General features: G+C 39.2%; 7 protein-coding genes. All 7 read left to right on the top strand.

Annotated elements, in window-relative coordinates; all coding sequences use genetic code 11:
• Positions 1–21 precede the first annotated feature (21 nt).
• The 7 genes from L0B70_RS04465 to L0B70_RS04435 all read left to right on the top strand — a co-directional run bounded on the left by L0B70_RS04465 (position 22) and on the right by L0B70_RS04435 (position 14814).
• Positions 22–3000: a SusC/RagA family TonB-linked outer membrane protein gene (locus L0B70_RS04465; RefSeq protein WP_235143093.1), complete on the top strand. Its 2979-nt coding sequence runs from the start codon at positions 22–24 to the stop codon at positions 2998–3000.
• 18 nt (positions 3001–3018) lie between these two features.
• Positions 3019–4497 carry a RagB/SusD family nutrient uptake outer membrane protein gene (locus L0B70_RS04460; protein WP_235143092.1) on the top strand — a complete coding sequence of 493 codons (1479 nt, stop codon included), beginning with the start codon at positions 3019–3021 and terminating at the stop codon, positions 4495–4497.
• Between the two features lie 280 nt (positions 4498–4777).
• Complete coding sequence (locus L0B70_RS04455) at positions 4778–7570, top strand: SusC/RagA family TonB-linked outer membrane protein (protein WP_235143091.1); 2793 nt, start codon at positions 4778–4780, stop codon at positions 7568–7570.
• Positions 7571–7582: 12 nt separating this feature from the next.
• Positions 7583–9019 (top strand): RagB/SusD family nutrient uptake outer membrane protein, encoded by a 1437-nt coding sequence (locus tag L0B70_RS04450; RefSeq protein ID WP_235143090.1) that lies wholly within the window; start codon positions 7583–7585, stop codon positions 9017–9019.
• A gap of 306 nt (positions 9020–9325) precedes the next feature.
• Positions 9326–11245: a putative porin gene (locus L0B70_RS04445; RefSeq protein WP_235143089.1), complete on the top strand. Its 1920-nt coding sequence runs from the start codon at positions 9326–9328 to the stop codon at positions 11243–11245.
• Between the two features lie 6 nt (positions 11246–11251).
• Complete coding sequence (gene bshC, locus L0B70_RS04440) at positions 11252–12838, top strand: bacillithiol biosynthesis cysteine-adding enzyme BshC (protein ID WP_235143088.1); 1587 nt, start codon at positions 11252–11254, stop codon at positions 12836–12838.
• A 38-nt stretch (positions 12839–12876) separates the two neighbouring features.
• Complete coding sequence (locus L0B70_RS04435; protein WP_235143087.1) at positions 12877–14814, top strand: LysM peptidoglycan-binding domain-containing protein; 1938 nt, start codon at positions 12877–12879, stop codon at positions 14812–14814.
• The last annotated feature ends 69 nt before the right edge of the window (positions 14815–14883 follow it).

The following is a 14883-nucleotide window of genomic DNA, read 5'->3' as shown; positions in this document are numbered from 1 at the left end:
TTGCTTTTTAAAATTGTAAATATGAAAATAAAATTACACGTTTTAACCATTGCAGTTTTGTTCTTCGCCGGACACACGGTAATGGCTCAGAAAGCAAAAAGAGATACTGCTACCAAAACAAAAGAAATTGAGGAGGTAGTATTAGTTGGTGGAATTAAGTTGGATCCTGCCCAAAAAGTGGGTGCCTACAATATTGTTTCCAAGGCAAATTTTGAATCCACGCCGTTTTCTTCTGTAGATGAAGTGTTAAATGGCAGAGTTGCCGGTCTTAACTTTTCTGCAGCAAGTGGAGATCCCGGTTCTTCAAATCTTATTACGATCAGAGGCGTAAGTTCTTTAATTGGAACGCCTAACCCTTTGTATGTAATTGACGGCGTTATCATCGGAAAAGGTGCAGATAACGCTTCGTTTATGGAATCCTGGAATCCTTTAGCATCCATAGACCCGAATGCGATAGAAAATGTTTCGGTATTAAAAGATGCTTCGGCTACCGCATTGTATGGCTCCAGGGGTGCAAATGGAGTAATTTTGGTTACGACGAAAAAAGGAAAGTTTAATCAGAAAACAAGATTTGATTTCTCTACCGAAACCGGTGTGCAGTCCAGAGCATTTGATAAACTTCGACTCATGACGGGTGATGAGTATATTAAATATGGCGGTATTTTGATGTGGAACTCCCAGAAGGGCAATGGATTGCCGGCCACTCTCTCTTTTAATAATCTGGACGAGGCCACGCAATATTATTTGGATAATTATATTCCGGATGAAGCGCCCGCCAAAACAACAGGTGAGTATACCGATTGGACAAAAGCGGTAAACAGAACATCCTCCGTTGTAAATACATATAATTTTGGGGCGTCCGGCGGTGGTGAAAGTACGTCTTTTCGGATTGGCGGAACGTATTACGAAAATTTACCGCTTGTAAAATCCTCTAAATTTGAACGTATAAGTGTAAATACTGCCATTGATCACAAAGCTTCGGATAAATTAAAATTTGGTTTAAATTTAAATTATTCCAATATAAAACGGGCGACCTATTTTGGAGGAAGGTCTGTTGCCAATCCGGTGACGTCAACAATTTTACTCTCACCCTTAAGACCCATCTATAATCCGGATGGTTCCGGTTCCTATTATGAAGATTCGTGGCCCGCAGATGCCAATGAGATGACCAAGGGAATGAATCCGGTGGCAATTTTGAACGAAACCGGAACAAAATCTTCCATTAATACGATTATCGGCTCTGTAAACATGGATTACCAATTCGTGAAAAACTTCTATTTTAATTCGCTTTTTGGGGTTCAAGTCCAGTTTATGAAAGAATTGAACTACGGTTTAAAAGGGCATCCGGTTTATATTGGAATGAATGATGACCAGGGATTTCTTGGTGAGGCCCGTACGACAATTTTCGATTATAACTGGGTAAACTCAGTGAGTTACCGAAATATTTTTAATGGCCGCCATAATATTCAAGCTTATATCGGAAGTGAATATCAGGATCATACTTATGACAACATCTTTGCCTTCAGTACCACGCAGAATGATCCGCGACCCTATTTTCAGTATGCAAGTGAGGTTCGAACAGATAATACTTTTTACGAATGGACGCAGATTTCCTATTTCGGCCGTTTGAATTATACTTTGGATACGAAGTACACCTTATCCGGACAATTACGTCGGGACGGAAACTCTACTTTAGGCGATAAAAAATGGGGAAATTTTTGGTCTTTGGGTGGCTCCTGGAATGCGGCAAACGAATCTTTTATGCCGGAAGCATTTTCCTCTGCAACTTTACGGGCCAGTTACGGTGTATTGGGAAATATTCCTTATGCTGACCAGTGGGGAAATCAATATAATCAAATTGCGACAATACGATATGACAATACAATTGGATATGGCGGAAACGGCGGTTATGGCACAATTTTCAACACGGGTAATCCAGATCTTGTTTGGGAAGAATCTAAACATTTGGACATTGGAGCGGATTTCGGATTTTATAATGATCGTTTAAAGTTTAACTTAGATTATTACGACAAACTAACCAGCAAAGCCATTTTCTATGAATTTCCGGCGTTAGAAAGCGGGGGCCCGGACGAGTATTTCGCAAATGCTGCCGATATCAGAAACAGAGGGTTTGAGGTGGTTATTGATGCCGTTCCAATAAGAAACAGTAATTTTTCCTGGTCCGTAAATGCCAATGGGTCTTACGGTAAATCGAAGGTAGAAAAATCCAGTGTGCCTTTAAAAACTTTTGAGGGCGATACGGCAGACGATAGTAATGAACTGGTTGCTGTAGCTCCCGGCCATCTTCTTGGTGAATATTATACTTTGGTTTGGGCTGGTGTTGCACAGGCCGCCGACGAGGAGAATAACATCCAGGCAGGCGATGCTTTATGGTATACGGACGCGTCTCGAACAAAAGTTACAAATGTTAAAACCGACGCAGAACGAGTTTGGATTGGAAAAAATGCCTTCCCAACCTATAACATCGGGCTTACTAACGAATTTAAATATAAAAATGTTTCGCTAAGTTTTTTAATTTCCGGTCAATTCGACTTTTTAGTGCAAAATGGCGTTCATTCTTACACCATTCATGACGGCAGATTTCCTTTAAGAAATCAGATCTCCGACGCGTTGTATAACAGTTGGACGGATGCGCCAGGTGCCGAGAATTACAGTGTGGACAATCCAAAAGCAGTATTAGGCAATCCAAGTAATTCCAGACTTGAATCGACAAGATTTTTAAATAAAGGAGACCATATTAGACTGAAAGAGGCGCGTATAGCTTATTCATTTGGCGAAATCTTTAAAAATGCTACAGGTATTTCAAATTTTACGGTGTACGCCCGAGCTACAAATTTGTTGACCTATGTGTTTGATAAAGATTTAAATTACGATCCCGAATCTACGTCAAATTCATATTCCTGGCTGGGGAAGGGCAGATATTGGTATGCATCTCCAGTTATTAAAACCGTTTCCATGGGCATTCAAATTGGTTTTTAATACATAAATAATTTTAAAATGAAAAAATATATATTAATTATCACTGCATTATTTCTGTTTAGCGCAAATAATTCATGTAGTGAAAGAGATTTAGATTTATTTCCGCCACAGGCAGACGAAATAGCAAATATTAATACAGAAGATCAATTGCAGCAAATACTGAATGGTGCATACTTAACAGCTTCTTCTGTAAACGTTTTTGGTACTAAAGCCACCTTGTTTGGAGATATAATGGCAGACAAAATTTTTGTATCCTTACAAAACCCGTCTTTTTTAGATACTTTTAATTATAATTTTAGTGCTTTGCAGCAGCAGGAATTCAGCGGTTTGTACGGTGGATTATACAATACCATCTTGCGGTGCAATCTTGTAATAAATAATACCAATGTTCCTTCCAGCGAGAAGACCGTCCGAATGAAGGGCGAAGCTAAAATTCTTCGGGGTTTAGCATACTTCACATTGACTAATTTTTTCAGTCCGTCCCCGACCTCGGGTGTCAATCAGGAATATGGCGTACCCATCGTTTTAGGAAATTACGATGTAAACATTCAACCCGCAAGATCTACGGTTGCGGCCGTTTACGACCAAATAATTACCGATTTAAAAGAGGGAATTGAAGGAGCAGATGCAATGCCTTCGTCAAAAACACTTTTAGGAAAAGACGCCGGCCGACTAATACTTTCGCGGGTTTATCTCACCAGAAGAGCTGCTGGGGACGCCCAACTGGCCTTGGATGCTGCAACGGAAGTCATAAATGTCGCTAAAACTGTGGATGCATTTAATGTGGTTCCCGGCGTGCCGATCAATCTTAGTACTTACACCAATTATTTTGCATCCTCAAACTCGACGCTTTCCGAAGAACAACCGGAAACCGTTTGGGAGCTGGATCTTTCCTCCTCTACCAACCTTGTAAACGGAATTGGCGCAAATTTATCTTTACCAGGCTTTTACAACAGAATCGACGCGAAAAGATGTCTTTTGATCAATCAAACCTTATATGGAAGTTTGGCAGATACCGATGTTCGCAAAGGATCGCCTACAACTGGGCTTTTAATTACTGTAGGAACTCCTAATGTGGACACCCCCAAAGGTTATTGGACAAATAAATATCCGCGTTTAACAGATGAAGGAAATTATTTCAGAAACATTAAATTACTTCGATTTTCGGAAGCTTATTTAAATAGGATTGAAGCCCTTAATTTACTGGGACAAACCGGTGCTGCTCTCGACGAGTTGAATGCATTTGCAACTTCGCGAAGAGGTGTCACATATACGGGAGCAGATTTGCAGAATGATATATTAGAGGAGCGTGCAAAAGAATTTTATGCTGAAGGCCAAAGGTTTTTCGATCTTAAGCGCTATAACCTAGGCCTTAACAGACCTTCGAACTGTTTGGTAACCTGCACGATAGCGCCCAATGATAAATTATTTGTTTTACCAATGTCAGCTGGCGCGCTTAACGCTAATGAGAACTTAACGCAATATCCGGGATATTAAAAAAGAAACTTAAAATTTAAACTGGAAAGACTGCAATTTTTAATTGCAGTCTTTTTTTATAGGGTTTTTAGTTTCAATGAACTCTATCGAATTTTATAACTTATTTTATATGATGCTTTGAGACACCACGACCTGAATCTAATAAGTGAATAGATGAGCTGGGAGTAATTATAATGAGAATTTACGGTAAATTTTTTATAAAAAGTTATTTACTGACTTTCGCTTGGAAATGTTAATTTTAATTAACACCTTTGCCAATTAAATATTAAAATTTGTTAATATGAATGTGAAATTAAAAGTATTGAGCGCTGGTGCACTGTTTTTTTTAGGACAAGTTGCTTTCGCTCAGCAGAATCTGAATGATACAATTAAAACAAAAGAAATTGAGGAAGTTGTTTTAGTCGGAGTTGTTAAGAAAAGTAGAGACGAAATAACTCAGGCCGTATCTGTGGTGAATGGTGATGAACTGAAAAGGATGTCTGCAAGTAGTACCGGGGTATCCAATATGCTTCAGGGTAAAATGTCTGGTCTCCAGGTTGGTGCAAATTCTGGTAAGCCGGGAGAGGCAGGTTCTATTAGAATTAGAGGTGCCGTGAACGTTTCTGCCGTACTGGGAGCATCAGATCCTCTTTTTGTTGTAGATGGTATCTACATGACGCAAAGACAATTTAATTCAATTCCATCTACCGATATTGAAAGTGTAACATTGCTTAAAGATGCCGCTGCCTCTGCTCAGTACGGGTCAAGAGCTGCAAATGGAGTAATGATTGTTACGACGAGACGTGGTAAAACTGGCACACCTGCAATAAGTTACGATACACGATTCGGATTTGGGTTTAAGCCAAAGGATAAGAACTTCACGATGATGAATGCTGCTGAAAAAATTCAGTACGAAAATGAAATGTCAGTTCTAGGTGTAAACTCCAATCCTGTTTATACTGCGGAGGAGCAGGCGACATTACTGTCACAGGCTCATAATTGGGAAAAAGATATCCTTAGAAATTCTGCCATCCAGTACCACAATCTATCGATAACCGGTGGAAGTGATAAAAATAAATATTACGCCTCACTTGGATATGATACCGATAGTGGAATCCTACAGGAGTTAGAAGGTTTCAAGAGATATAACGGTAGATTTAACTTCGATCAGACCATTACCGATAAATTAAAAATGAGCTTTGATTTTTCTGTAATTAATACGATTACGAATGACCAAAGATTTTCGTATAATGCACTGAGCCCTTTCTATTCTTTGTATACTTTGAATCCTTACGAGCCAATTTATTTGGAGGACGGATCATTCAATCCTACGGTAAATTCAATTAACCCAATTGATTTGCGGAGAAATGAACAGACAACCGATTGGAGAACCAGACTTACAGGACAGGCTGCTGCGACTTACGAAATTTTATCAGGTTTAAGTTTTAAAACGACGTTTGGTAATATTTACGATTTAAGAAAAAATAAGTATGTAGTACGCAAAGGATCAGACATCGCTACTGTTTACGGTGTGCCGGATGGTCAAATTAGAGATACGAGATCAGATGCTTACAGCTATGTATTTAACAACCGCTTAGATTTTAACCGAAGCTTTGGTGATCACAAAATTTCTGCGGTTGCCTTAATGGAATTTACAAAAGATGATTACGGCTCTCTATCCGGGACGAAAAGAGTGATGTTGGGACCTGAAATTACAGATATTGGTTCTGCTTCCACTCCTGCTTCCATCACGGGTAATACGCTTTCTACAAGAACAGAAAGTTATTTAGGACTTTTAGATTACAACTATAACGATCGGTACTTATTATCTGGATCCATTCGTAGAGACGGTAATTCAAGATTTGGTAAAGAAAAATACGGTAATTTCTGGTCAGCTTCCGCAGCCTGGAATTTAGCGAAAGAATCATTTTTCGATGTGCCATTTTTCAACGATATTAAATTTAGATATAGTATCGGGACAACCGGTTTAATTAGTTCATTATTGGACTATCAAAACCTTATTTCGGTGGTTTCCGGAGATTACGGCAGCGATCCTACATCAGGACCAAGTAACTTTGTAGGTAACAGCGATATTAAATGGGAATCTAAAAAATCTCAGAACTTAGGGATTGATCTTTCTATGTACAATAGAAGACTAAGATTAAGCGCAGAAGTTTTTAAAGACAACAGAAACGATTTTATTTACAATATTTCAAATACACCACTGGAAGCAGGCGGATACCTTTACAACAGTATCGCAAATGCCGGAGATATTACAATTAAAGGCTTCGAATCAGAATTGAGTTTTGATGTTATTAGAACCAAAGACTTTGATTTTACTTTAAGAGGAAACGTTTCACTGCTTAAGTACAATGTTGAGAGCTTGTATAAAGCCAACACGCAGTTGAGTTTAGATGGATATACATTTATGTCTGTGGGATATGAACCTACTATTTTCAAACTGGTTAAAAGTGCAGGTGTAGATGCTCAAAATGGAGATGCTCTATATTACAAATTAGATGGCAGCGTAACCAATGTTTACAGTTCCGGGGACGCTCAGTTTTTAGATGGTAAATCTACTTTGCCAAGTGCGTATGGTGGATTTGGTGCTACTTTCAGATATAAAGGTTTTGATCTTAACACCGACTTTACTTTTCAACAGGGAGGTTACAGTGTTAATCTTTTATATTTAAACGCAGTAGATTTTGGCGGTTACAATTACAACCTAAGTACAGATGCGTTTAACTACTGGAAAAATCCAGGCGACAACGCCCTTTTGCCGGCACCTAATACAGATGGACTACAGGTAACTGACCAATTCCTTCAGAAAACTGATTTTATTCGTTTTCGTAACCTGGAATTTGGATACACGTTTAACAAAAGTTTTATTGGGCCTTTAATCCCGGTTCAAAGCATCAGAATTTACGGATCAGGTCAGAATTTGGCTCTGTGGACAGATTACAAAGGAGACCCTGAAATTGGTGTAGCCTCTGAAACGCAGATTAACAACAGTGCATTTGTACCAGGTTCTTACTCTCTTTATAACTATCCTAATACGAGAACCTTCTTAGTTGGGATGCAAGTAAATTTTTAAAAAAAATCAATTATGAAAAACAAAGTAATAAAACAGATATTATTTTCCACGCTCATTTTACTCACGTCTTGTAGAGACGAGTTGGATGTCGTGCCAAATGATAAAATAATTGTTGACAACTATTATACTACTGAAAGTGATTTCAGAAAAGGATTAGATTATGCGTATGACGGTTTCAAAATCGCAGGATACTATTCCGGAGACAACACACAGTTGATTATTCCCGATGTTATTAGTGATAACTTAATTCAAAATCCTCAGGGAAGAAGATCGAACAGTGATGCCTTTAACTTGGCTTTCGCCGGAAACGTGGGTGCAGTGACCTCTCTTTATGGGGCAGGATATGCAGTAGCTGCGCGGGCAAATATCGTTTTGTCTAAATTGGAAAACTTACCTGCAGGCGCAGCAAGAAATAATTTTGAAGCTGAAGCCCGTGGTATTCGTGCAATATCTCATTTTGATATCGTAAGAAGTTACGCTAAAATACCAACGCAGTCTGCAGACGCGGGAAGTTCTTTAGGTATTGCTTACGTTGATACGTATGATCCCTTTCAACTTGTTACCCGTAATTTAACCGTGAACGAAGTTTATGATAAAATACTGGCCGACTTATTGTTCGCAGAGCAGAATATCACACAGTCAACAACCGTAGGTAAACTAAATAAAGCTGCAGTGCAAGGTTATCTTTCCAGAGTATACTTGTACAAAGGTGATTATGATAATACCATCCTTTGGGGACAAAAATCATTACAGTTAAGCCCAAGTGTTGGTTCAATCGCGAATTTCAAAAATATTTGGAATGACACTTCAAGTGATGGCGTTTTATTCAAAGTCCTAAACTCAAGTCTGGAGAATATCAAGACGGGATCCGCTTACAATCAAACAGTAGGAGGACAGATTAAAAGCGAGTATGTTGTTGATTATGATTTTTTCACAAAATTCGCTAACAACGATATCAGAAAAAGCTCTTACATCAATACCTCAGAATTTTCCGGTAATATCTATAACAACGTCATTAAATATAAACAAGCAACCGGAAAACCTGTTGAAGCAGTTGACGTTAAAGTTATTAGATCTGCAGAAGTTTTATTAAATGTTGCGGAAGCAATGTATAAGAAAAGCAATGAAGCTGGTGCTTTACTCTTATTAAACAAATTGCGTGCACAGCGTTACAGTGATTTTGTGGACGGAACGGAAGCTGGTGTCGCCCTTTTGAATGCAATTATGCTCGAGCGTCGTTTGGAGCTTGCTTTCGAAACGGATAGATTCTTCACCCTCAAAAGATTGGGTCTGCCGATTGAAAGATCCGCTTATGGTCCTTACGCAGATGGTAGTGGAAACCCTGCCAATGTTCGGAACCTGGAAGCCTCAAGTTATAAATGGCAGCTTCCGATTTCTCAAACAGCGATCGATAATAATCCAGGCATTGTTCAGAATCCTGGGTATTAAGTCTTGTACTATTTTTAGTTAATGACTAATTACTTGTCTAAACAAGGTTGCTCTTAAGCAGCCTTGTTTTTTTTGAATATAAGAAGGGTAGAATAGTGCAGTTGTAAATAATATTTTTCAGCCTGGATCGATGTATAAAGACAGCTTGAACATAAAATCTTGTGATCACTTACGGCTGAGTTGATAAATCATGCAAATCCTAAACAAAACTCTTATTAATTAATACCAATCGTAAAATTAAACCCTGCGCTGCGCAGGGGTTTTTATTTCCTCATAATTCTTACATTTGTACCTCAAAGCAAATAAATGAAATATATTCTTCTTTGTCTTTTTTTCTGCGCTTATTTTGTCCGCGCACAGGTTGTTAATAAAACCGATTCCAACCAGGTGGATAACGATAGTCTTGTTATCGACTCGGGCCGCAAAGATTCCCTTGCGATTTTTAAACCCACCATTTACGACTACACTTTTCAAACCCAGTTGTCCGAAAAGAAAATTTTCGACACGGCCTTTACACCGAATAAAACTTTTATTTTTTCGCAGTATAACAACAAAGATAATTTTGGTAAAATTCAGTTCGCCAACATCGGGTCCGGCTTTCAGGATCTGGTCTTCGATGTAAATACAGAGCAGAATCTTGCCCTGCTTCCTGCTAAAAAATCCCACTTCATTCTCGGGATTAATGATATTAAATATTACGATGTAAAAACGCCAACCGTCGCTTTTATTTATCATAATGCGGTGAGCAGCGGTGCTGCACTGCAATCTACCTACACGCAGAATATTGGCAAAAACTTTAATTTTGCGGTGGAATATATGGGTCTGCGTTCTCTCGGGTTATATCAGAACTCCCTCGCCTCCAATAATACGGTCAGCTTTTCGGGGCACTATACCTCTGCAAACTCAAAGTACGAGGCTTTTGCGCATTATATCCATCAAAATGTAAACAATCAGGAAAATGGCGGTGTTGCGGATGTCACGCTTTTGGAGAGCGACGATTTCGATAACCGCTTAAATCTTCCCGTGAATCTTACGGCTTCGGATTCGCGTTTTGCGTACCGCCGTTATTATTTCAGCCATCAGTTTCGGCCTTTTGCTTCGGAAAAATTTCCCTTCAAAATTCGTCATACTATTTTTCATCAAGCCAATAAATACTACTATAATCAATCCGCAGCGGAACCTTTCTACTTCGATGTTCCAGCCGATCTCATCGATTATCCGCTTTCTTCCAAAAAATACTCCACAAATTTAAGCAATACAGTAAGCGTGCTTTTCGATAAAGAAAATTTTAAGCTGGACGCCGGCGTTCGTTACCAGAACATCAAACTCGGCCTCGGAAGAGCCCTACCGGATTATATTAACATTCCGCAGGAACTTTCGGAAAGCCGAATTGGCGCCGTCGGAAATCTTCAAATTAACCTTTGGAATAAAGTAGCGCTCAACTCCAATCTCGAAATATCGGGCGGCAGCGAATTTGGCAGTTATTTCCGCTCTCAGAATTTGCTGAAATTCGAACCCGTGAAAGATTATTTCGTGCAGGCAAAAGTAAATTTCCAAAGTGCTTCTCCCAGTTTTAATCTGCTCCTGAATCCGTCGGTGTACCGAAAATTTAATTATTATCTGGAAAATCCAGACAATGAAACTGTGACGCAGATTGGCGGCGACGTTAATTTGAAATGGTTCAACACGATTCTTTCGGGTACCTATTTTCGGATCGATCATTACACCTATCTGAATGCAGAGGCGCTTCCCCGGCAAAGCAGTGTCGCTTTGAATATTTCTCAGATCGGTGGCGAAGCAACCTTTTCTTACGGCAAGTTTCACTTGAATCCGAAAGTGCTGTTCCAAAGTGCCATCAACAATAAAGATCTTTTGCCCATGCCCAATTTTATCGGCAGAGCAAACCTTTACTGGCAGTCCAAAGCCTTTAAGGACGCCGCAGAAATCCAGGCCGGGATTAAGGTTTATTATTTCACCAAATTTGCTTCGCGCGAATATTTCCCCGTGTTGAACGAATTTATTTTACCGAATTCCTCCTCTACGTCTATCGGTGGGCAACCTATCGCCGATGTTTATTTCAACATGAAAGTAAAGCGCATGTTCTTTTTTATCGAAGCGCAGCATATTAACAATACGTTTATGAAAAACAGATCCTTTACCGCACCTAATTATCCAATCTACGATTTCCGCCTGAATTTGGGAATTGTTTGGTACTTATTCTCCTAAATTATTTTGAAAAAAATTTCCACCATATCTTTTTTAAATATTGACGGCATTCCGAAGCTCATCAAAGATTTCCTGACGCAGAAAATTCCGGCTTTTGAAGAGCAAGTTTTTAATCTTAAAAATGTTGAAAACCAGTTTCAGAAGAAGGAAAACTCTTTTTCTGCCGCGAAAAGAGAATTATTGTCCGCTGTTTTAAAAAAGCAACACTCCACTTCGTCCCTGTCCGAAAAGCAAAATGCAAATTTGAACTTTTTGACGGATCAAAATACCTTCACGGTGACAACCGGTCATCAGCTTAATCTTTTCAGCGGTCCCGTTTTCTTTATTTATAAAATTCTGCAGACCATCAAACTGGCGGACTTTCTCAACGAAAAGTTTCCCGCAAGAAAAACGGTTCCCGTGTTTTGGATGGCGTCCGAAGATCACGATTTTGAAGAGATCAACCATTTTAAAACGGAAAGCCAATACTACGAAACGCATGCAAAATCGGGCGGCGCTGTTGGAAATATTACCGTGGACGATCAGTTTTTTATTACGCAGTTCGAAGAAGAATTTAAAGATTCAGTTTTTGGGACGGAATTGATTTTACTTTTAAAGAAAGCCTACAAAAAAGGAAATTCCCTTTCGCAAGCTACGCGCATTTTAGTGCAGGAATTATTTGCGGAGCACGGTTTGCTCATCATCGATGGTGATGATGCTTCCTTAAAAGCGCAGATGAAAGATACTTTCAGAAATGAACTGCTGCATCAAAATTTGTTCGAAACCACAAAATATACGGTCGACCACCTCGCCACCGAATATGGAAAAGTTCAAGTAAATCCGCGGGAAATCAACCTTTTTTACCTCTCGGAAACACGCAACAGAATTGAATTCGCCAACGATAAATATAACATTGTTGATACAGAAATAAAATTTTCGCCGGAAGAGCTCTTGCGCGAACTGGAAGAACATCCCGAAAAATTCAGTCCAAATGCTTTAATGCGGCCCGTTTATCAGGAAACTATTCTTCCCAATCTCGCATACATTGGCGGAAATGCCGAAATAATGTACTGGCTGGAACTGAAAGATTATTTTAATTTCCTGGCTCTTCCGTTTCCGCTTCTTATTCCCCGGAACTCCATGCTTTTTGTAACGGAGAAAACCATATCAAAAGCGCAGAAATTAGGTTTAGAAATTGAGGATTTTTTCAAAAATTTTGCGCAAGTCACCAAAGAGATTTTACTGAAAAATAACGATCTGCTTTCGTTGCTGAATAAAGATGAATCTTTTCTGAAAGAACATTTCGAGGAACTGGCCTCGAGCGCCGAAAAAACCGATCCAACCTTTGGAAACCTGGTAAAAGCGGAGAAAACAAGACAGTTAAAATCTTTTATACGGATGCGAAAACGCCTTTTGCGTGCGGAAAAAATCAAGCAGAAGGAGAAACTACAGCGCTTGGAAAATCTGTTTTTAACCATTCATCCCGGGAAAAACTGGCAGGAAAGGAGTTATAACTTTTCGGTATTCTACAGCGATTACGGTAAAGAATGGCTTCAAAGTTGTTATGAGGGCATCGACGTGCAGAATTCGGAATTAATTATTTTCACGATTTAATATTAAAGCACTATTTTTGTAAATATTTTCCATAAAAGATGATCAAAAAACTTTTCATAATATCCAGTTTAATCGCGTTCTCGGGCATATACGCACAAAAAACGCATACCGTAGTGAAGGGTGATAATCCTTACAATATTTCGAAGAAATATGGGATGAGCATGGACGAATTGTACCGCCTTAATCCCCGAACAAAAGACGGAAAACTGGCAATCGGAGATGTTTTGGTTATTAATACAACGTCCAAAGCCTCAACTTCAAAAACCGTAGCAACTCCCGGAAAAAATGCCGCTTCTACGCAAGTGGGAAAAATTGTTTTGCAGCCGAAACAAACGATTTATGGCCTCACCAAACAATATCAGATTTCCGAAACAGAGTTGCGCCGCTTAAACCCGGATTTGGATTCGCACATGAAAATTGGCGATGAAGTGGTTTTACCCTTAGAAAATCTAAATAAATATGGCAGTTCGCAGGTTGCATCAGCAACAGTGAATGAAGTAAAAACAGACGCTGTGGAAACCGAAGTTGCCCAGTCGACCGCGGTTAAAACTGCCGTTGATCCTGATTCTTACGAAATTCAACCTAAAGATAATTATTACAAATTAAGCCGAAAGTTCAATATCTCCCAAGCTGAGCTTTTTGCCATGAATCCTGGTTTGGAAGCCAAAGGATTACAGCCGGGTGAAACGATAAAAATAAAAGGACCCACAACTGCCGCTGTTTCTGCTACTGAACCGCAAGCAATACCAACTTCCTCGACAGACGCCGCGAATACCTATACTTCAACTGCGGTTGCTGATGATTATGTAACGTACACGGTGCAAAGTGGTGATACCGTTTTTGGGATTTTAAATAAGTTTGGTATCGATCTGGACCAACTTCTTACGCTTAATCCCAGTCTTTCCGCAGGATTAAAATCCGGCATGGTTTTAAAAATTAAAAAACTGGATGCAGCTTATGTGAAAAAATCCGGCGATGCGCTGAATGTAGTCATGATGTTACCTTTTGGTTTTGATACGAACGATTCGAAATATAGAAGCATGTCGCTCGACTTTCTTTCCGGTGCAAAGCTAGCCATCGAAAGAAACGTGAAAAAAGGTCAAAAACTCGACATAAAAGTGATTGATGCGGGTAATGAAGGCAGTTTTAAAAACTCTTTAACGCAGATTAATGCAGATAATACCGATCTTATTATCGGCCCCTTCTTCAAATCAAGTGTTTTGCAGGTGCTCGATTATGTAAAAGGTAATAAAATTCCGGTGGTAGCTCCATTTGCAAACACGCCGGATTTGCTGAACTTTGAGAATCTCATCCTTATCGAAACCAACGAATCGGTTTACGCCGAACGCATCGCAAAGGAAGTGAAAGATGTCTATTCCGATCAAAAAATCTATATCGTCGCGGATGCTGATCAAACAAAAGCCAACATTTTAAAAACAAAGCTGGAAAAAGACCTTAAAAATCCTGTCGTAGTTTTAGTGAAGTCACCGGCGGATATTCAGTTAGACCAAAATATGATGACGGGCCAAAGTGCGCCTGTAATCGCCATTTTAGCTAATGATAACGATTCGGTTGGCGAGGCTTTTGGAAATAAAATGATCGCTTTATCGAAAGAAGTTGCCAATGTAAAAGCTTTTAGCATGTATTATTCGCCTATTTTCGAGAAGAAAGTAGATGAACTGAGCCAGGCCAATCTGGTTTATTTAATGGACAGAAAAATTAATACGGAGGGCGACTTCGAAAAGGAAATTCTGGCAGAATATAAAACCAAATATTGTAAAACACCTTCAAAATATTCCGTAATTGGGTTTGATGTGGTAAACGATATGCTCAGTCGCGAAAATAAAAAAGGCGAGATCTTCAAACAGATGAACAAAGTGCAAACGCAGTTAGCCACCAAATTCGAATTTGAAAAAACAAAGAACGGCGCATACGTTAATACGGGTTACAGAGTCGTGCGGTTAGTGCCGAACTAAAATGTCTTCCTTCAAATTAATCTCATTATTCAAGACAAAAAATTAAGAAGGATTTTTATTCTTCCAAAA

It is taken from the genome of Kaistella sp. 97-N-M2 (genome assembly GCF_021513235.1).
In the GTDB taxonomy this organism is placed as follows: Bacteria; Bacteroidota; Bacteroidia; order Flavobacteriales; family Weeksellaceae; genus Kaistella.
The sequence above is the reverse complement of the archived record's forward strand: the minus strand, read 5'-3'. Positions and strand labels throughout refer to the sequence as shown.

Excerpts from the sequence above, each read along its gene's own strand:
- L0B70_RS04465 (WP_235143093.1), top strand. The coding sequence starts at position 22 with ATGAAAATAAAATTACACGTTTTAACCATTGCAGTTTTGTTCTTCGCC.
- L0B70_RS04460 (WP_235143092.1), top strand. The coding sequence starts at position 3,019 with ATGAAAAAATATATATTAATTATCACTGCATTATTTCTGTTTAGCGCA.
- L0B70_RS04435 (WP_235143087.1), top strand. The coding sequence starts at position 12,877 with ATGATCAAAAAACTTTTCATAATATCCAGTTTAATCGCGTTCTCGGGC.
- L0B70_RS04445 (WP_235143089.1), top strand. The coding sequence starts at position 9,326 with ATGAAATATATTCTTCTTTGTCTTTTTTTCTGCGCTTATTTTGTCCGC.
- L0B70_RS04450 (WP_235143090.1), top strand. The coding sequence starts at position 7,583 with ATGAAAAACAAAGTAATAAAACAGATATTATTTTCCACGCTCATTTTA.
- L0B70_RS04455 (WP_235143091.1), top strand. The coding sequence starts at position 4,778 with ATGAATGTGAAATTAAAAGTATTGAGCGCTGGTGCACTGTTTTTTTTA.